The sequence below is a fragment of the Methyloglobulus sp. genome (assembly GCF_964779595.1).
In genome coordinates, this window is the sequence record NZ_CBAROL010000001.1 from 86,893 (window position 1) to 104,244 (window position 17,352).

The 17,352-nt window shown below is 45.5% G+C and carries 19 protein-coding genes; 12 read left to right on the top strand and 7 right to left on the bottom strand.

All coding sequences use genetic code 11. The features are described 5' to 3' along the window. Position 1: 1 nt before the first annotated feature. Positions 2 to 1,021: a hypothetical protein gene (locus AC1YY3_RS00445; RefSeq protein WP_481823710.1), complete on the bottom strand. Its 1,020-nt coding sequence runs from the start codon at positions 1,019 to 1,021 to the stop codon at positions 2 to 4. A 19-nt stretch (positions 1,022 to 1,040) separates the two neighbouring features. Beyond that, complete coding sequence (gene rpe / locus AC1YY3_RS00450) at positions 1,041 to 1,715, bottom strand: ribulose-phosphate 3-epimerase (protein ID WP_481823709.1); 675 nt, start codon at positions 1,713 to 1,715, stop codon at positions 1,041 to 1,043. A 188-nt stretch (positions 1,716 to 1,903) separates the two neighbouring features. Between rpe and AC1YY3_RS00455 the strand changes: the two genes are divergently transcribed. Next, positions 1,904 to 2,758: a fumarylacetoacetate hydrolase family protein gene (locus AC1YY3_RS00455; RefSeq protein WP_481823708.1), complete on the top strand. Its 855-nt coding sequence runs from the start codon at positions 1,904 to 1,906 to the stop codon at positions 2,756 to 2,758. 49 nt (positions 2,759 to 2,807) lie between these two features. On the opposite strand, the gene AC1YY3_RS00460 is transcribed toward AC1YY3_RS00455, so the two are convergent. Further along, a complete protein-coding gene (locus AC1YY3_RS00460; protein WP_481823707.1) occupies positions 2,808 to 4,394 on the bottom strand; it encodes an ATP-binding protein in 1,587 nt (528 codons plus the stop codon). Beyond that, positions 4,391 to 5,083 (bottom strand): response regulator, encoded by a 693-nt coding sequence (locus tag AC1YY3_RS00465; protein ID WP_481823706.1) that lies wholly within the window; start codon positions 5,081 to 5,083, stop codon positions 4,391 to 4,393. Before AC1YY3_RS00465 ends, AC1YY3_RS00460 begins: the two co-directional genes overlap by 4 nt. 174 nt (positions 5,084 to 5,257) lie before the next feature. Here AC1YY3_RS00465 and hemW point away from each other — a divergent pair, with 174 nt between their 5' ends. Continuing rightward, positions 5,258 to 6,391: a radical SAM family heme chaperone HemW gene (gene hemW / locus AC1YY3_RS00470; protein ID WP_481823705.1), complete on the top strand. Its 1,134-nt coding sequence runs from the start codon at positions 5,258 to 5,260 to the stop codon at positions 6,389 to 6,391. A gap of 61 nt (positions 6,392 to 6,452) precedes the next feature. Here hemW and AC1YY3_RS00475 read toward each other — a convergent pair whose 3' ends face one another. Then, on the bottom strand, positions 6,453 to 6,770 hold the full coding sequence (locus tag AC1YY3_RS00475) for a hypothetical protein (protein ID WP_481823704.1): 318 nt from the start codon (positions 6,768 to 6,770) through the stop codon (positions 6,453 to 6,455). A 140-nt stretch (positions 6,771 to 6,910) separates the two neighbouring features. Between AC1YY3_RS00475 and AC1YY3_RS00480 the strand changes: the two genes are divergently transcribed. Both AC1YY3_RS00480 and AC1YY3_RS00485 read left to right on the top strand, forming a co-directional pair. After that, positions 6,911 to 7,696, top strand: a complete 786-nt coding sequence (locus AC1YY3_RS00480) for a hypothetical protein (protein ID WP_481823703.1) — start codon at positions 6,911 to 6,913, stop codon at positions 7,694 to 7,696. A 51-nt stretch (positions 7,697 to 7,747) separates the two neighbouring features. Then, positions 7,748 to 8,605 carry a hypothetical protein gene (locus AC1YY3_RS00485; RefSeq protein WP_481823702.1) on the top strand — a complete coding sequence of 286 codons (858 nt, stop codon included), beginning with the start codon at positions 7,748 to 7,750 and terminating at the stop codon, positions 8,603 to 8,605. 55 nt (positions 8,606 to 8,660) lie between these two features. Here AC1YY3_RS00485 and AC1YY3_RS00490 read toward each other — a convergent pair whose 3' ends face one another. Beyond that, positions 8,661 to 8,843 (bottom strand): hypothetical protein, encoded by a 183-nt coding sequence (locus AC1YY3_RS00490; protein ID WP_481823701.1) that lies wholly within the window; start codon positions 8,841 to 8,843, stop codon positions 8,661 to 8,663. A gap of 16 nt (positions 8,844 to 8,859) precedes the next feature. Continuing rightward, positions 8,860 to 9,087, bottom strand: a complete 228-nt coding sequence (locus AC1YY3_RS00495; protein ID WP_481823700.1) for a hypothetical protein — start codon at positions 9,085 to 9,087, stop codon at positions 8,860 to 8,862. A 309-nt stretch (positions 9,088 to 9,396) separates the two neighbouring features. On the opposite strand from AC1YY3_RS00495, the gene AC1YY3_RS00500 reads away from it, so the two are divergent. The 8 genes from AC1YY3_RS00500 to AC1YY3_RS00535 all read left to right on the top strand — a co-directional run bounded on the left by AC1YY3_RS00500 (position 9,397) and on the right by AC1YY3_RS00535 (position 17,286). After that, complete coding sequence (locus AC1YY3_RS00500; RefSeq protein ID WP_481823699.1) at positions 9,397 to 9,579, top strand: type II toxin-antitoxin system HicA family toxin; 183 nt, start codon at positions 9,397 to 9,399, stop codon at positions 9,577 to 9,579. Positions 9,580 to 9,583: 4 nt separating this feature from the next. After that, complete coding sequence (locus tag AC1YY3_RS00505; RefSeq protein WP_481823698.1) at positions 9,584 to 9,796, top strand: type II toxin-antitoxin system HicB family antitoxin; 213 nt, start codon at positions 9,584 to 9,586, stop codon at positions 9,794 to 9,796. Positions 9,797 to 9,880: 84 nt separating this feature from the next. After that, positions 9,881 to 10,870 (top strand): AAA family ATPase, encoded by a 990-nt coding sequence (locus AC1YY3_RS00510; RefSeq protein WP_481823697.1) that lies wholly within the window; start codon positions 9,881 to 9,883, stop codon positions 10,868 to 10,870. A gap of 400 nt (positions 10,871 to 11,270) precedes the next feature. Next, entirely contained in the window at positions 11,271 to 12,209 is a 939-nt protein-coding gene (locus tag AC1YY3_RS00515) for a DUF58 domain-containing protein (protein ID WP_481823696.1), read from the top strand. A gap of 1 nt (position 12,210) precedes the next feature. Next, entirely contained in the window at positions 12,211 to 12,687 is a 477-nt protein-coding gene (locus AC1YY3_RS00520) for a DUF4381 domain-containing protein (RefSeq protein ID WP_481823695.1), read from the top strand. Further along, complete coding sequence (locus AC1YY3_RS00525; RefSeq protein WP_481823694.1) at positions 12,684 to 13,664, top strand: vWA domain-containing protein; 981 nt, start codon at positions 12,684 to 12,686, stop codon at positions 13,662 to 13,664. The genes AC1YY3_RS00520 and AC1YY3_RS00525 overlap by 4 nt, the downstream gene beginning before the upstream one ends. Further along, positions 13,661 to 15,484 (top strand): vWA domain-containing protein, encoded by a 1,824-nt coding sequence (locus AC1YY3_RS00530; protein WP_481823693.1) that lies wholly within the window; start codon positions 13,661 to 13,663, stop codon positions 15,482 to 15,484. The genes AC1YY3_RS00525 and AC1YY3_RS00530 overlap by 4 nt, the downstream gene beginning before the upstream one ends. Before the next feature lie 29 nt (positions 15,485 to 15,513). Next, a complete protein-coding gene (locus tag AC1YY3_RS00535) occupies positions 15,514 to 17,286 on the top strand; it encodes a BatD family protein (protein ID WP_481823692.1) in 1,773 nt (590 codons plus the stop codon). The last annotated feature ends 66 nt before the right edge of the window (positions 17,287 to 17,352 follow it).

Consider the following 17,352-nt stretch of genomic DNA (forward strand, 5'->3'; position numbering starts at 1 on the left):
ACTAATTATTAACTTTTATTATTTCAGTGACTTCAAGTCCAATACTTCTAGCTTGTTTAATGAATTCTTCCATATTTCCCACACCCCATTGGTTCGATATCGCATGTTGTGATCCATCAGGTAAAGAAACAATTTCATTTTCTGCTAAAAAATGACGTGGAATATTTGTTCGCTGAAAGATTTCTTTTGCCTCAATTAAAGAGGTAAATATCTTGACAGTTATATTCCCTTGAGGAAAAGCCGCTGATAGTTCAGATAGCGCATTTGGTTTATTATCTTTTATCCATTGATGTATCACAGCCAGAACCAATTTTCTTTTGTTATACTGCGTACCCATAAATATATAACGGGTAAAGTCTCTTTGCGACTCACGCGCTTCGCGCCTTTCTTCAGACTGCTGCCTAATTTTAATTTGGTAACTTTCAACTTCCGGCAATGGAATGATTTGTTGAACATCTATGAATACTTGATTTTCATATTTGTAAGGGATAATTCGAACACATCGAATATTTACATTTCTTTCATTTAGCCACATAACTGAAGTAGTCAGTTCTTTTGAAAAATTGGATGAGACTAGGATAATAAGCACATCCAAAGCAAAATTTTCTTCTTGTGGCTCGTCCCACCCTAGAAAATCCATTAGGCTATTTTTTGCATTTAGCTCACTATCTATAGATAATAAGTATTTTTGGTAAATATCAATTGCACGACTAAAAGTAAGCGTAGAAACCATTGCGGCATAACGTAATGCCTGCAATTCCATATAATCTCCCGTTTCATTTCTTTTTAATTCAATTACTACGAGGTTTGCTTGTTTATCGATAGCAAGCAAATCGATTCGACGAAATGATCCAGCCCATTCTGAAAACTCTTCGGATATAACTAAGCAATTAGGAGCAATTATATCGATTTGCCGTTTAAGGGCTGTTTGTAAATGATGTCTCTCTAACAGCCCTTCGGCACTAAAGGTCGTAGCCCCGATTTTTTCAAAAAAGTTATCTTTGAAACTATAAATAGTCATATAGCTCTTGAATTAACTACTAACCAACCTTCGCCATCTCCGCCCGCATCTCATCAATAATCGCCTTATAATCCGGCTTGCCGAAAATGGCGGAACCAGCCACAAAAGTATCCGCACCTGCCGCTTTAATCGCGCCGATGTTAGCACCATTAACACCGCCATCGATTTCCAAGCGGATGTTAAAACCGCTTTCATCAATGCGTTTTCTCACTTCACGCAATTTGCCTAAAGCAGAAGGCAGGAAGGATTGTCCGCCAAAACCAGGGTTAACCGACATCAACAAAATCATGTCCAGTTTATCCATGACATAATCCAGGTGGTTTAAGGGTGTGCCGGGATTGAACACTAAACCCGCTTTGCAACCGCAATCTTTAATCAACTGCAAGGTGCGGTCAATATGCACAGACCCTTCTGGATGGAAGGTGATGATAGACGCGCCTGCTTTGGCAAAATCAGGGATGATACGATCTACCGGCTCAACCATCAGATGTACGTCAATCGGTGCGGTAACACCATGTTTACGCAAGGCTTCGCAAACCAGTGGCCCGATGGTCAGGTTAGGCACAAAATGGTTGTCCATTACGTCAAAATGGACAACGTCTGCGCCAGCGGACAATACGTTATCGACTTCCTCGCCCAATTTGGCAAAATTGGCGGACAAAATGGAAGGGGCGATCCAGTTTTCGTTCTTCATGTTCTTTCCTCGTTCAGATTAATTGCTTATCAAATTGTGCGATTATATCTTGTTTTTGCGCTTTGGGCTTCGTATACGATAGACTCAGCAATCGTTAAGCCGTTCGTGATGAAGAGACAAACTCAAGCTGATCGGTTAACCTAAATTTACAGCTATTATTCAATCACTTATTAACACACTCGCAAATTATGAAATTAGTCACGTTTAGCCACAATCATTTTTCCCGTTTTGGCGCAGTTGTTGGTGACGAGGTGGTTGATGGCGTGGGTGAAACGAATATGCCAGGGGCAATGATTAATTTTATCTCGGCTGGCGAAGCTGCATTGCAAGCCATGCACAAACGCATTGCCAGCGGTAACCACCGGATTCCTTTAGCGGAAGTCAAATTACAAGCCCCTATACCCAGGCCAGGAAAATATCTGGCTATCAGCCTTAACTATGCCGACCATATCGCCGAAACCGGACGCGACAGGCCAGAATTTCCCAGTTTTTTTACCAAACAAAGCACGTGTGTGATTGGTAATGGCGATGCCATTCACCTGCCAAAAGTATCCGACAAGCTGGATTATGAAGGCGAATTGGCATTTGTGATCGGCAAACGCTGCCGCCATGTGCCTGTGGATGAAGCGCATAAGGTAATTGCCGGTTTTACGATTGCTAATGATGTGTCGGTACGGGATTGGCAATTCCGCTCGCCCACGTTTACGGTAGGCAAATCATTCGATACTTGCGGTCCACTAGGGCCTTGGATTGTGACTAGCGACGAAATCAGCGACCCCCATAATCTCAACATCAAAACCTGGGTAGATGAAGAATTGAGGCAGAATTCCAACACCCGTCACATGCTATTTAACTGCTATGAAATGATCGCTTACTTGTCGCAAGCCATGACTTTGGAGCCAGGGGATGTGATTAGCACAGGTACGCCCAGTGGCGTTGGCGTAAAGATGGAGCCACGGGGCTATCTGAAATCGGGGCAGACGGTTAGCGTTGAGATTGAAGGAATTGGGACGTTAAGTAATCCGGTGATTGATGAACCTTAAGTAATATCCCAAGAATCTTGATTATGTTCTTCGATAAGATCAGAAACGCCTAAGCTTTAGCGCTATGCTTTTCTGAGGTAGCTTCCAAGACTAGATTATCCGCTTTCCGTCTAGGCACAGGGAATATCACAGTCACCTTCAAACCCCCAAATTGCGATACACCCAGAGCCAATTCAGCACCGTACATAGTCGTAATCCGCTCTACAATTGAAAAGCCTAAACCGCTGCCTTGTACAGTTTGGGCGGTTTCTACGCAGCGGTGAAAGCGTTTGAGGGAATTTTCGTATTGATCTGATGGAATTCCTGGGCCTGAATCTTCTACTCTGAATTGCAACTGCTTTTCGCTGCCTTCCAGATAAATCATGATGTTGCCGTTAGCAGGAGTGTATTTGACAGCGTTATCAATAACATTTCTGACCAAAATCGTAATTAGCTGCGTATTGGCGAGGATAGGCGTGGCATTTTCTTCAACAAACTCCATTTGGATACGTTTTTTGTGTGCAGCAGGTTCAAGTTCGGTAATCACTTGAATAATTTCCCGGTTCAATAAGGTAACTTCTTTGGCAAGATATTCTTTACCGGATTCGATACGCGAAAAGGTCAGTAATTGCTGCACCATATTTGTCATTCTGTGAACAGCTTGCGAAATTCGCAGCAACGCCTGTTTGCGTACCGCATCGTCAGTCGTCCGCAATGCGACTTGTGCTTGGGTTAGCAGGCCAGCCAAAGGTGTTCTTAGCTCATGGGAAGCGTCTGCCGTAAAGCGGCGTTCGTGTTCAAAAGCTTGCTCAAGCTGTGCAAACAGATTATTGATTTCATTAACAACAGGAACAACTTCTTTAGGTAATTTTTTGGTATATAAGGGCTTGAGGAAGCCAGCTTCACGTTTGGATAATGCTCTTTCCAAGCGATTAAGCGGCTTTAAGGTATAGCCGACAATAAACCAGATAACCACGCCCAATAACGGCAACCCGACCAGAAACTGAGTGACTAACTGCCGGGAAATATCGTCGGTCAGTTGGGCGCGTATTTCCTCTTTTTGGCCGACATGAATGACGTAATCGCCGGTAGCATTGGTAATACTAAAAACATGCCACAAATGATCGTCGATGGTTGTTGCGCTGAAACCGCGAATAGATGAGGAAAACGCAAATTTAGGCGCGCTTTCTGATCGCAGCAGCAAGCCATTACCCTTAGACCATAGCTGAAAGGCTATTTTCCGTTCGTATTTATGACCAAAAGCATCGCTTTGCAGCATTTCATCAAAAACATCCCATAAAGGATCATCATTTTTAGCATCGTTAGCGCCTAAAACCGGAAAGTTTTGGGCAGCTTTTGAATGCAGCAACAAGCCGTCATTTTCAGATTTGAGTTGGTAGGCGATTTTCCGGTCATAATCTTGACCTGATGCGTCGGTTTGGACGAGTTTTAAGCGTTCTTCCAAGGCGCTGTCTTGGGGAAGACCATCCAAAAACGCCAGCAATACCTTTCCCGACTGGGCCAATTCAGCATCAAAAAGAGAGGCAACTTCATCGCGGGTGACGCGGTAATTAATATAGGCAGTAATTCCCCATATCAGCATGGAGGCTGACAATAAAGTCACTAACAACAGTTGTCGTAGCGAATAATAGTTCATTCTTCATCTTCTGAATCAGAACCTGTTTCATTTTCTGAATCAATGATATAGCCTACTCCCCTGACGGTACGGATGATACCCGATTCGAGTTTTTTCCTAAGATAATGGATATGCACTTCCACGGTGTTGCTTTCAATGTCGGAACTCCATGAGTACAGGCTTTCCTCCAGCCTGGCACGGGATACCACGCGGCCAATATTGCCCATCAGAAAGCTGAGAATCTCAAATTCTTTTTGGGATAGCTCCACTTTTTCGTCGTTGAAAGTCACCTGATGCGAGGCAGGGTCAAGTACGATGCCTTTGTACTCGATGGTTGGTGTGCTTCTGCCCTCGTTTCGTCGTGCCAATGCCCTTAATCTAGCGCACACTTCATCCAACTCAAAGGGCTTGATGACGAAATCATCCGCGCCGCTGTCCAAGCCTTCTACCCGGTCAGGTACGGTATCTTTGGCGGTCAGCACCAACACGGGCGTTTCATCTTTGCGCGCCCTTAATGCACGCAAAATGGACAAGCCATCCATGTCCGGCAAATTCAAATCCAGGACGACCAGCTCATAGCAATTCATTTTGAGCGCTTCGTCAGCCAGCTTGCCATTGGTCAGCCAATCCACGGCATAACCCTCCATTTTCAGGCCAGCAGCCAAGCCATCGCCCAATATTTCATCATCTTCTACCAGTAAAAGCCGCATTGTGACTCCATAATTAGTTGCTATTGACCAACACAACGTAAACAAAAAAAGTTAACTCTGCCTTAAGATTTATTCTAAGCCTGTTGCCGCAAGATAAATAGTGTTGTTTGTTATTCGGATAAAGCCGTTAATGTTAAACTGACCGCCAGATTAATAAACCACCTGAAGACCCTTTTGCCGCCACTTAGTCTATACGTCCACATCCCCTGGTGCATCAAAAAATGCCCTTATTGTGATTTTAACTCCCACGCAAAAAAGGCGGATTTGCCGGAATCGGCTTATATTGATGCTTTATTGTCGGATTTGTCATTAGACATCGAAAAGTATGCCATCACCCGCCCCATCCATAGCATTTTTATCGGCGGAGGCACACCCAGCCTGTTTTCGCCTGAGTCGGTAGATCGCTTAATTACTGGAATTAGGCAGCGCGTTACGTTTGAAGAAAACCTAGAAATCACCCTGGAAGCCAATCCTGGCACGTTTGAAAGCGAAAAATTCAAAGAGTTCAATACCTTGGGCATTAACCGCTTATCCATCGGCGTACAAAGTTTTAATGAGGATCTATTACAAAGGCTGGGGCGTGTACATTCTGCTCAGGAAGCGGTTAAAGCTGCCGAAATAGCACACGATGCAGGATTCACCAATTTCAACCTGGATTTGATGTTTGGCTTGCCCAGTGCGGTTTCCGGCGATAGCGAAAAAGACATAGCAACAGCCATCGCCCTTCAACCCACGCACATTTCCTTTTACCAGTTAACCCTAGAACCCAACACCTTATTCCATAAATACCCGCCCAAACTGCCTGACGACGAGTTTATTTTCACCACCCAAAAGCATTGCCAAGGCTTATTGGCCGATAATGGCTATCAACAATACGAAATTTCGGCGTACAGCCAGCCTGGTAAAGAATGTCGCCATAATGTCAATTACTGGCAGTTTGGCGATTATCTGGGTATCGGCGCGGGCGCACACGGCAAAATCACAGAAACTTTACCAAACCGAATTACCCGCAGTTCTAAAGCCAAAAGTCCAGAACTTTACCTACAAAACCCGTCTCAAAACGGCGGCAGCCAAGCTATTGCAATATATGAACTGCCCCTAGAATTTATCATGAACCAATTACGGCTGCGTGACGGATTCACCTTAAATCATTACCAAAACATGACCGGATTGGCGGCAAGCACCTTGCAACCCGGATTGTCCGATTGCCAGCAACAAGGCTTAATCACCTTGGAAAACGGTTATTATGCCTGCACGGATAAGGGTTGGAATTTTTTGGATACGGTTTTGGGGAAGTTTATTGTTTGAAAAATGGGTTTTTTGTCCCTATTACTGGTTTTTTATTTAGTGTTAGCTAAACAATACACCGTCATTCCGGCAGGGATTGCCGGAATCCAGGACACAGGGATGTGATCTTGATTAGTGTGTCGCTAACGCGACGATAATTTGAATGTGGGTTCTCGTACCCACGGACGAGATACTTTTCTTTGTTCGGACAAAGAAAAGTATCCAAAAGAAATCCGCCCGATGCCGCTTGCTTCCTGCGCTTCTCGCATTTACCGGGGGTTGCCGGAAGGGACTTCCCTGTCCCTCCGGCAACGTGCGGCATCCCTGCCGCACCCCTTCGGGCAATTCCCGATAAATGCTCCGATGCTCGGCGCGGCATACGGGAATGGGTGATTGTCATGGCATAGCAGTGTAGCTTAATACGTAGGTCACATTGCCGCGATAGCGGTTATGTGACATTTTAGGCATCCTTGTGTCAGGTAGCGCTCAGGCGCAACCTGACCTACTAGGCTGGTTAATCGTTATCCTTAGGAATCAATTATGCGAAATATCGCCCTTCAATGCTTACAGCGTGCAAAAGATTTAATCGTTAAAGATGATGAAATATCTGCTAAATACGCGTGTCTCGAATTACGCTTCTGTATTGAATATATTACCTATTCGCAGTTGCAGACTTACATTCAAGAAGTTCCTGATGAAACAGTAAAAAAATGGACGCCGAAACAAATTATAAGTGTATTGCGCGAGGCAGATCCTAACGCTGATAAAAATCATAAGATTTCCATTGGAAAACAAGATGCAAAAGGTATTACGGCTAAAACAATGAAATATTTAGGGGAAGAACAGCGTTTTTCATTGGAATGGGCAAATACACGACATAATGCTCTTGGAAATTTTCTTCATGCTCCAACTCTATCCCAAATAGAAAATTATGAATCACCAACTAAAGAAAAAATTCTAAAAAAGGCAAATGAAGTAGTAGCTGAAATAGATAAAATTCTGAGTTCGCCAATATTTAATGTTAATTTTGGGGTATTTTATGAGTTCGTTTGCACATTTTGTAACACGAAAATTAAATGCCGTAATAAAAGCATTAGCAAAGAACTCGGTATTGTTTGTACAAGCTCAAGATGCAAGGCAGTTTATGATATTGTTTCCGAACAGAATGATGATGTTGTTTTCAAACTAAGAGAGATGGAAATCATATGTCCTTCATGTGATAAATCTAACTTTGTCGGTTCTCATTTGATTGCTTATGGCAACTCATTTCCATGTGTTCATTGTGGAGGAAAAGCAGAAATCCAATATGCGTTAGTGCCGTTATAAATACTGTAGCCTGGTGGACACATGCTGTTCGTACCCAGGCGGAATAAATTGATGATGCAAACGGTGGGCAAAAAAACTGCCCACCCAACCTTACTACAGACTTATTCTTTCCAGCGAGTAGACAAAAACATGAATCGACCTCTAAGTAATGATATGAAATGTCTTCTGCGAAGTATGGTTAGGGGCGAAAGTGTTTCCATCAGCGGAGCGACCCTACGTGGGCTTACCATAAGAGGATTCTGTGACCAGGAAGGATCGCTTACACTTAAAGGCTGGCAAGAAGCCGTTACTATGCTTCCACTTGCTGAACAGTGCCGACTCTTAGGTGTCACGTACGAGAAATTAGCGGGCTTGTCATACGGGAAGCAACCAGAATTAGAGGCTTTGCGCTACTACGCAACCCAAGGGTACATAGGCGCTTATTGTGAGGGTGGCCCGATCCTTCTCCTTATTAGGTCTGCGGCATTGGATACCTTAGCGCAGCTCAACATTTTTGGTCGAGGAGACGCTTGTACTAGGTTCACGGAGGCACAGCTTATAATTAATAGGGAGAATTCTAATTTAATCCTAAATGCTATTCGAGCTTCTGATGTAGATCATGTTGTTCGCCATTTTGAGGAAATCTATACATCGCCGATGGTAAAGGAGTGGTATCCAGGGCTTAACATAGATACGATGGCATCGTTATTTGCCACTATCGGAGCAGAACGGTTAGCTCAGATTACTACAGTGATTATGGAGGATCCTTCGTATCGAGCTGGCTGGCCGGATCTCACGATGGTGAATGGGGCTGAAATGCTTTGGGTAGAGGTTAAAACTACGGATCGATTGCACATGAGCCAGATTTCGACAATTCATCGTATGAAACCGCTGCTTCCGGGAGACGTTCGTGTTGTGCAACTCGTATAGATTGCGTACGGCGGATTAATCGTACCTCGTACGGTGGGTTAGTTGTAGGGCGCGGTTAGCCGCGCAAACCCACTGTGCCTAAACAACTACTGGTGTTCATGCGCGGCGTAACCCGCCGAATGTGATGGGCTTCGACATGGTGGATTACGACGCGCGGAAAGTTATTACTTACCTGAAAACTAAGAGGTTTTGCGCGTCTCGGCAATTGCTCCTGCATTGCCCTACCTCCTGCATCCATGCAGTCGTAATCCAACCTACGCTACGACAAATGCACCATTCCCGTATGCCGCGCCGAGTAGCGGAGGTTTTGGCGGGAATCGCCCGAAAGGGTGCGGCAGGGATGCCGCACGTTGCTGGAGGGACAGGAAGTCCCTTCCGGCAACCCTCGTCAAAACTGAGGAACGCAGGAAGCAAGCGGCATCTGGGTCGCCTTTTCTTTGGATACTTTCTTTTGCGGAAAACTGCTCCTGCATTTTCCGCATTCACCACATCCATGTGGCTTGGCGAAGCAAAAGAAAGTATCTCGTCCGTGGGTACGAGAACCCACATTAAAATAACCGTCGCGTAAGCGACACCTTAGATTTTCACATCCCTGTGTCCTGGATTCCGGCAAGCGAAGCAAGTTCCTACTTGCTTGCCCGCACTTGACCCACAGGGATGTGGGGAATGCTGGCAACCGTATGGAACGGTTGCAGCCCCGCCATCCTTGGCGGTCGTCCATGCCGGAATGACGATTAAAACCAGTTAAAATAAAACAAATAAAAAGCGCAGCGAACCATCAAGCCATGAAAGTGTCAGAAATCCTAACTTTGCTTGATAATGATGGCTGGTATCTTGTCACTACACGAGGTAGCCATCGGCAATTCAAGCATCCGGTTAAATCGGGACGTGTTACTGTTCCTGGTAAAACTAGCGATGACTTGGCTCCCGGCACTTTGAGCAGTATTCTCAAACAAGCACAGTTAAAGAGGTGAAATTATGCGTTATGCAGTGATTATCGAACAAGCCGAAGGCAACTATTCTGCTTATGTACCTGATTTGCCAGGTTGTATTACAACTGGCACAACTATTGAAGAAATAGAGCAAAATATCCGTGAAGCAATCGAACTGCATCTGGAAGGCTTACGCGAAGACGGCTTGCCAATCCCTGTTCCTTCAACAGTTGTTGAGTATTGCGAACTAGTGGCCTAGAAAAGGACTTACTTCCCGTATTTCGCTTTGCTTCATACGGGCTACGATATTACAAAGAATTTTTAAAGCTTAACAACCAATACTATGTCAGAACAACATCAAACCAGCCCCACACAATCCGCATTAATACGATTAAAAAACCACATCAACCAAGAAATCATCGGTCAGGAGATTTTAGTTGAGCGAATGTTGATTGGCCTGTTGGCTGATGGTCACCTTCTTGTTGAAGGTGCTCCAGGCTTGGCTAAAACCCGCGCCATCAATGTCCTCAGCAAAGGCATACAAGGCGATTTTCACCGAGTGCAGTTTACCCCGGATTTACTTCCCGCCGATTTGACCGGGACTGAAATCTATCGTCCCCAGCAAGGTACGTTTGAATTCCAGAAAGGGCCGTTGTTCCATAACCTGATCCTGGCTGATGAAATCAACCGTTCCCCGGCGAAAGTCCAGGCGGCTTTGTTGGAGGCTATGGCAGAGCGGCAAATTACGGTGGGGCAGGCAACTTACCCACTGCCGCAGTTATTCATGGTAATGGCAACCCAGAACCAGATTGAGCAGGAAGGGACCTATCCCTTGCCGGAAGCCCAACTAGACCGCTTTTTGTTGCATGTAAAAGTCGATTACCCCAAAGCGGAACATGAAAAAAGCATATTGCATTTAGCACGGTCAGAAGCACGCACCGAGGCCGCAAAACTAAAGCAGCCCTTTGAAGCCATCACCCAAAGCACCTTATTCGCCGCACGCGAGGAAGTGCTAGATATGTACATGACCGATAGCTTAGAGGATTATTTGTTGCAAATCGTCCTGGCAACCCGAAACCCATCCGTGTACGGAAAAGATCTCGCAAGCTGGCTGCAATACGGTGCCAGCCCCAGGGCCAGTATTGCCCTGGATCGTTGCGCCAAAGCCAAGGCCTGGTTATCACAACGGGATTTTGTCAGCCCTGAAGACATTCAGGAACTGGCTTTTGATGTGTTACGCCACCGCTTGATCCTGTCTTACGAAGCGGAAGCCGAAGGCATCACGACCGATCAGGTTATCAAGGAACTCATTGCCAGAATTGCAGTGCCTTGATGGGTATATTTGATTTTTAATTAAATAAATTTAATGTGTGATGAAAAACTTAGATGAACTAATCGACTTTACAAAAGCAGATGGTCGTATATGCCCCCCAACCTCAAAAATGGAATGAAATGTGGGAAATGCTTCCAAATCGGAAAAGGGTTGATAATGGCTGGCAACCACCTTTACCCTTGATTTTAACAGCTTGGCATCACACTTCCGACGAAGAAAAAAGAGACCGCTTTCTTATACACTTGCAATATGCGGCTGACCATAATGTGTTTCCTCAAGTTGCAGCATTCCTATCATCTCTTTCAATGAATGAATGGTATTGTGGGTAACTTGCTTATTTTCAATACTCAGTACACGAAGGTATTTGTTTTTGCCACTGCTTATATTTTGAAATTTCCTGATGTTACTCGCAAAAAAAATTGAACCCACCGCTAAACCTGTTGATTCTAATGGGCTGGTTTCAGTAACTCTAAAAACACTAATTGGCCTGGCGAAACCCGCATCGGGCTTAAACCTGCACCGCCTGACGATCCGCGCCCAGCAAAGCGGCGGTTATTTGTCTGCCTTTAAAGGCAGAGGCATGGAATTTGACGAGACTCGGCTTTATCAACCGGGCGACGATATACGCAGTATCGACTGGCGGGTAACTGCACGGACGGGTAAAACCCATACCAAACTGTTCAGGGAAGAACGCGAAAAGCCCGTATTTATTTCCGTAGATAACCGCCCGGCTATGCAGTTTGCTACCCGTGGCGTGTTCAAGTCCGTGCAAGCCAAAAAACTCGCGGCTTTGCTAGCCTGGGTTGCCAACCAGCAGGGCGACCGTATCGGCGGACAGGTTTTTTCCCAATCGTCCTGCAAAGAACTTAAGCCCCAAAACGGCAAGCATTCGGTACTGCATTTCTTGAATGCCCTAGTTGTTCCTGATATAGCGGAAGATAATAATGATTTTACTTTTGCTCAAGCACTATTCAGGTTATCACAACATGCCAGGCCAGGGAGCTTGGTATATATTATTAGTGACTTTCGCGGCATAAACGAGCAAACGGAAAACTATTTGCTGAAGTTATCGGAACATTGCGACGTGGTATTGATCTTTGTTTACGATCCGCTAGAAAAAGGACTGCCCACGCAAGGCCGTTACCGATTTACCCATGATGATAAGGATGTACTGATTGACACCAGCGATAAGCAAAGGTTGACTAACTACCAGCTCCGCTTTGAGGAACGGCTACGAAAAATAAAACGCATCTCCTCAAGGCGTGGCGTGGCGTTGATGCAGTGCGGCACCCAGGATGATCCCGTGCAATGCCTAAGACATCCATTGGGATCTCGATAAAATGGAATCCGGTAAACTTCCACTCCGCGACATTCACCTGCCAGAAGCAATTGGTTGGTGGCCGCCTGCAATTGGTTGGTGGATATTGGCGATCCTGATTCCCTTATTGATTGCGTTAATGTTTTGGCTATATCGGTACTTCACCCGAAAGACAGCCATTAAAGCCGCAAAAAAACTTCTGCTGGAAATTAAACAAGATACCCAGCGCGAAAACAGCCAAAAACTGAAAGATTTATCTGCGCTCATTCGACGTATGGCAATTAGCACAAACGTAAGAAATGAATGCGCTGGGTTGACGGGACAACAGTGGCTGGAGTTTCTTGACCGCTCGGTAAAAGGATCACCATTTACAGAAGGCGCTGGGAGATTGTTGGCAGACGCACCTTATCGAAACAACCAACCGACAGAACAGGAAATATCCCAACTCACCAACCTGTGTGAAGATTGGCTTAATGCCCAAACCAAACGACAACGATGATTCACTTTGAATGGCCTTGGCTCCTACTTTTATTGCCGCTACCGCTGTTAGTGCGTTGGCTATTTCCTGCTCGAATGACAGTCGAGCAAGCCGCTTTAAAAGTCCCATTCCTTGATGATTTTTCTGATGCCGAAACCAAATTTGTTACCCAAAATCTAAAGTGGCCGTTATGGTTAGCCTCAATTGCCTGGGTTTTGTTGGTGATAGCCTGCACCCGCCCACAATGGTTAGGCGATCCCATTGAACAGGCCGTTAGTGGACGTGACCTGATGCTGGCTGTGGATTTGTCTGGCAGTATGGAAGTGCAGGACTTCATCATCAACAAACGCCCCGTGGATAGGCTCACCGCGATCAAATATGTCGCCAACGATTTTATTAACCGTCGAGTGGGTGACCGGCTGGGCCTGATCCTGTTTGGCACTCAAGCCTACCTACAAACGCCGCTGACCTTTGACCGGAAAACGGTCATGACCTTATTGGATGAATCAGCCATTGGACTTGCTGGCGATAACACCGCCATCGGCGATGCGATTGGTTTGGCGATCAAACGCCTTAAAAACCAACCCGCCGACAGCCGGGTTTTGATCTTGCTTACCGATGGCGCAAATACCGCTGGTGAAGTGTCACCCTTAAAAGCGGCGGAATTGGCGGCGGCAAATAAACTCAAAATCTATACGATAGGGGTGGGCGCGGATGAAATGATCGTCCGCAGCTTTTTCGGTTCCCGTAAGGTCAATCCTTCTACCGATTTGGATGAAAACACCCTGGTTAAAATTGCCGAAAGCACTGGTGGTCGATATTTTCGCGCCCGAAATGCTGAGGAATTGAACAACATTTACATGCTACTGGATCAGCTTGAACCCATTGAAAAAGACAAACAATTTTTCCGTCCACATACCGATCTTTTTTACTGGCCTTTAGGGCTGGCATTGGCTCTGTCAGGTTTGATAGGTTTTTATAAAACAAAATGGTCATGAACTTATCCGAATTCCATTTCATTAGGCCTTATTTGCTGCTGGCACTGCTACCTTACGCAGTTTTATTGGTCATGCTGGTCAGAAGTAAACTGAGCCACGGCAACTGGGCAGCCGTGTGCGATGAGGCACTACTGCCTTATCTATTGCAGGATAAGGCCGTCGCGCAAAGCCGCTGGCCTTTAGTAACGGGCGCTGTTGCCGCTTTGTTTGCAATCATCGCCCTGGCAGGGCCGACGTGGGAACGTTTACCAACGCCCGTGTTCAGGAACGATTCTGCTTTGGTTATCGTGCTGGATTTATCGCGCTCGATGGATGCCGCCGACATCAAACCTAGCCGTTTGGTGATGGCACGTTACAAAATTGCCGATATTTTAAAACAACGCAAAGATGGGCAAACCGCATTATTGGTCTATGCTGGCGACGCATTCACCGTCACCCCGCTCACCAACGATACCGAAACCATAGACAGTCAGTTATCCGCCTTAACAACGGGTATTATGCCCACCGATGGCAATAATATGGCGCGGGCTTTAGAAAAAGTGCAAGGCTTGTTCAAGCAAGCCGGTTTGCAAAAAGGACAAATTCTCCTCGTGACTGATGGTGGCAATATTGATGATGCCTTATCCAAAGCCAAATCGTTAGACGCTTACCAATTACTGGTACTGGGAGTAGGCACATCCGATGGTGCGCCGATTGCCTTAGACACGGGCGGCTTTTTAAAGGACGAGCAAGGTAGTATTGTCGTTGATAAACTGAATGTTAATGAATTGGAAAAACTAGCTCAGGCAGGGCAGGGTGCTTATCAATCGCTAACGGCGGACGATGTCGATATTCAGGCTTTGCTTTCTACTGTGGCGACACATGCTCGTGAGAAAGGTGAGAAAAATGAAAACCTGTTGCTGGATCAATGGCGTGATGTAGGCCCGTGGCTGTTGCTGTTGGTTTTGCCGTTAGCGGCATTGAGTTTCAGGAAAGGCTTGCTTGGTATTGTCTTTTTATTGCTATTGCCATTCCCAAAAAACAGCTACGCCCTTGATATGAACAGGGAATGGGAAGACTTATGGAAAACCAAAGACCAACAGGCTCAGGAGGCTTATAACAATAAGCAATACGATAAGGCGGCGGAGTTGTTTGAAAATCCTGATTGGCAAGCAGCCGCTCAATACAAGTCAGACCAAACAATAAAAGTTGAAATGAAAGATGCCAAAACTGCCGTTGGCGATTACAACCAAGGTAACGTCTATGCCGTTCGTCAGGAATATGAGAAAGCTATAGGAACTTACGCTAAAGCTCTAAACAAATTTCCAGATAAACTACTTAAAGAAGACATTGAATACAACAAGAAATTAGTCGAAGAAGCACTTCAAAAACAGCAACAGGAAAAAAAACAAAACCAACAAAACAAAGACAATAAACAAGATTCCCAAGATAAAAAAAACCAGGAACAAAATAAAGGCGGCGACAAGTCAGGCCAGCCTGAGCAAGATAAAAACCAAGAAAAACAGGACGAGCAAAAGGAAGCCGATAAAAAACCTGAGCAAAAACCCGAGCAGTCACAAGAAAGTGCGGAACAACAGGCTGAAAAAAAAGAAGCTGAAAAGCAGGAGCAAGAAAATCAGCCAGAAGCAGCAAAACCGGAACAAACCGATCCCAAAAAAGAGGATAAAAAACCGGATGCAGCATCAACAAAACCTTTAGATGCAATGACTAATGAAGAAAAACAAGCTAATGAGCAATGGCTCAAACGAATTCCAGATGATCCCGCAGGGTTATTGAGACGCAAATTCAAGTATCAGTATGATCAGCGTGGACAACAATAATTACTTAGCAGAACCCGAAAGATAGTCTTATGAAGCGTATTAAATCAATCATTGAAACTTTTGACGTTCGTTTTCTCCCAGTAGGTGAAGGGGTATTTGGACGTTTCTTGTTAATAATTTTGATGGCTTTCGGCATTGCATCACATCCGACTTTTGCTGCTGAAATTACCACTTCTGTTGATCGAAATCCTGTCAGCATCGATGAATCATTCAAGATTTTTTTTACGGCGAGTGATACGCCCGATGGCGATCCTGATTTTGCGCCGCTCGAACAAGATTTCTCCATCCTTAACCAAGGGCAAAGCAGCAGCTCATCCTGGGTCAACGGCACCTACAGCAAGTCGATCCGATGGACGGTTGAAGCCACGACGAATAAGGCTGGTAAGCTGGTTATACCAGCCATACAGTTTGGCAGTGATGCCAGCAAGCCGCTTCCTATCATGGTCAACCAAGGCGCATCGGACAGTGATGCCGCTAACACCAACGAAGACATCTTTCTGGAAGTCAAAGCGACACCCGAACAGCTTTACGTGCAATCACAAATCGTATACACAATACGCTTGTACAGGCGCGTGGATGTCGCGCAAGCCGAATTGAGCGAACCGGAATTGGCCGATGCCGTTATCGAAAAACTGGGCGAAGACAGCAACTTCAATACGGTGGTGAACGGTGTGTCTTACCTCGTCACGGAACGCAAATATGCCATCTTCCCGCAAAAAAGCGGCACGATGACCATCAAGCCATTATCCTTGACGGCGGCGGTTATTATGGATCGCCAGCCTGATTTCAGGGATTTTTTTGGTTCCAGGATGACCAAGACCAAGCGAGTTGTATCCAAGGAAGTCGTCCTGAACGTCAAGCCTGCACCGCCCAGCTTTACCGGCAAGGATTGGCTTGCCGCCGAAAAAATCGAACTGTCACAAGAATGGTCGGGCGACATCCAACAAATGAAAGTCGGCGAACCCTTAACCCGAACTCTGACGTTGCACGGTGTAGGCACAACTGTAGGCCAACTGCCTGAACTAAGCGCGGTAAAAACCGATGTCAACCTTAAGGCATATCCCGACCAACCCGTATTGAACGAACAGAAGCTGGCCGATGGCATCACCGCATCCAGGCAAGAAAAAATAGCCCTGATCCCATCGACGGCAGGCAAGCACATCCTGCCGTCGATTGAAATTTCCTGGTTTAACACCAAGACCCAAACAACGGAAATTGCCCGTATTCCAGAAACTACGATCAATGTTGCCGGGGTGAGTGAAAACCAACCTGAAACAACACCTCCGCCGAAACCTTCAGTTGTGCCTTCAACGCCTATTTCTAAACCTGATGCAAATACTCAAATCCTGATCAACACTCAAACCGGAGAGCAAAATATCTGGCTGTGGACATCGTTATTTTTAGCCTTAGGTTGGTTACTTACCTTGGTTTATTTTTTGCGTAAGCGACCCAAAAAAATCGCTTCAGATGTAGATGAGCAACGACTTATAACCGAAACCAACATCAAAGAAAGCATCAAAAAACTTAAGGAAGCCTGCGCCAATAATGATGCACTAAGCGCCAAAATCGCCCTGCTTTCATGGGGTAAGCAAAAGTTTAATGCCAACAACCTTGGCGCGATTGCAGGCTGTTGTGGTGCACGGCTTAGGGATGAAATTCTTGAGCTAAACCAGACATTGTATGGCAAAAATAACAGCGGGTGGACGGGCAAAAAATTGATGCAAGCGTTTACCGAAAATAAGGCCAGGGAAAAGAGTGCGAGTAACGATGAGTCAGTCCTGAAACCTTTACATCGCTTATGAGCGTTTTTCGATAGACTAGTACAAATGACTTCTTAGTTAGAATAAAAACGCGCTTTTTAAGCTATT

Excerpts from the sequence above, each read along its gene's own strand:
- AC1YY3_RS00445 (WP_481823710.1), bottom strand. The coding sequence starts at position 1,021 with ATGACTATTTATAGTTTCAAAGATAACTTTTTTGAAAAAATCGGGGCT.
- rpe (WP_481823709.1), bottom strand. The coding sequence starts at position 1,715 with ATGAAGAACGAAAACTGGATCGCCCCTTCCATTTTGTCCGCCAATTTT.
- AC1YY3_RS00455 (WP_481823708.1), top strand. The coding sequence starts at position 1,904 with ATGAAATTAGTCACGTTTAGCCACAATCATTTTTCCCGTTTTGGCGCA.
- AC1YY3_RS00460 (WP_481823707.1), bottom strand. The coding sequence starts at position 4,394 with ATGAACTATTATTCGCTACGACAACTGTTGTTAGTGACTTTATTGTCA.
- AC1YY3_RS00465 (WP_481823706.1), bottom strand. The coding sequence starts at position 5,083 with ATGCGGCTTTTACTGGTAGAAGATGATGAAATATTGGGCGATGGCTTG.
- AC1YY3_RS00475 (WP_481823704.1), bottom strand. The coding sequence starts at position 6,770 with ATGACAATCACCCATTCCCGTATGCCGCGCCGAGCATCGGAGCATTTA.
- AC1YY3_RS00480 (WP_481823703.1), top strand. The coding sequence starts at position 6,911 with ATGCGAAATATCGCCCTTCAATGCTTACAGCGTGCAAAAGATTTAATC.
- AC1YY3_RS00485 (WP_481823702.1), top strand. The coding sequence starts at position 7,748 with ATGATGCAAACGGTGGGCAAAAAAACTGCCCACCCAACCTTACTACAG.
- AC1YY3_RS00490 (WP_481823701.1), bottom strand. The coding sequence starts at position 8,843 with ATGGATGCAGGAGGTAGGGCAATGCAGGAGCAATTGCCGAGACGCGCA.
- AC1YY3_RS00495 (WP_481823700.1), bottom strand. The coding sequence starts at position 9,087 with ATGCGGAAAATGCAGGAGCAGTTTTCCGCAAAAGAAAGTATCCAAAGA.
- AC1YY3_RS00505 (WP_481823698.1), top strand. The coding sequence starts at position 9,584 with ATGCGTTATGCAGTGATTATCGAACAAGCCGAAGGCAACTATTCTGCT.
- AC1YY3_RS00510 (WP_481823697.1), top strand. The coding sequence starts at position 9,881 with ATGTCAGAACAACATCAAACCAGCCCCACACAATCCGCATTAATACGA.
- AC1YY3_RS00515 (WP_481823696.1), top strand. The coding sequence starts at position 11,271 with ATGTTACTCGCAAAAAAAATTGAACCCACCGCTAAACCTGTTGATTCT.
- AC1YY3_RS00520 (WP_481823695.1), top strand. The coding sequence starts at position 12,211 with ATGGAATCCGGTAAACTTCCACTCCGCGACATTCACCTGCCAGAAGCA.
- AC1YY3_RS00525 (WP_481823694.1), top strand. The coding sequence starts at position 12,684 with ATGATTCACTTTGAATGGCCTTGGCTCCTACTTTTATTGCCGCTACCG.
- AC1YY3_RS00530 (WP_481823693.1), top strand. The coding sequence starts at position 13,661 with ATGAACTTATCCGAATTCCATTTCATTAGGCCTTATTTGCTGCTGGCA.
- AC1YY3_RS00535 (WP_481823692.1), top strand. The coding sequence starts at position 15,514 with ATGAAGCGTATTAAATCAATCATTGAAACTTTTGACGTTCGTTTTCTC.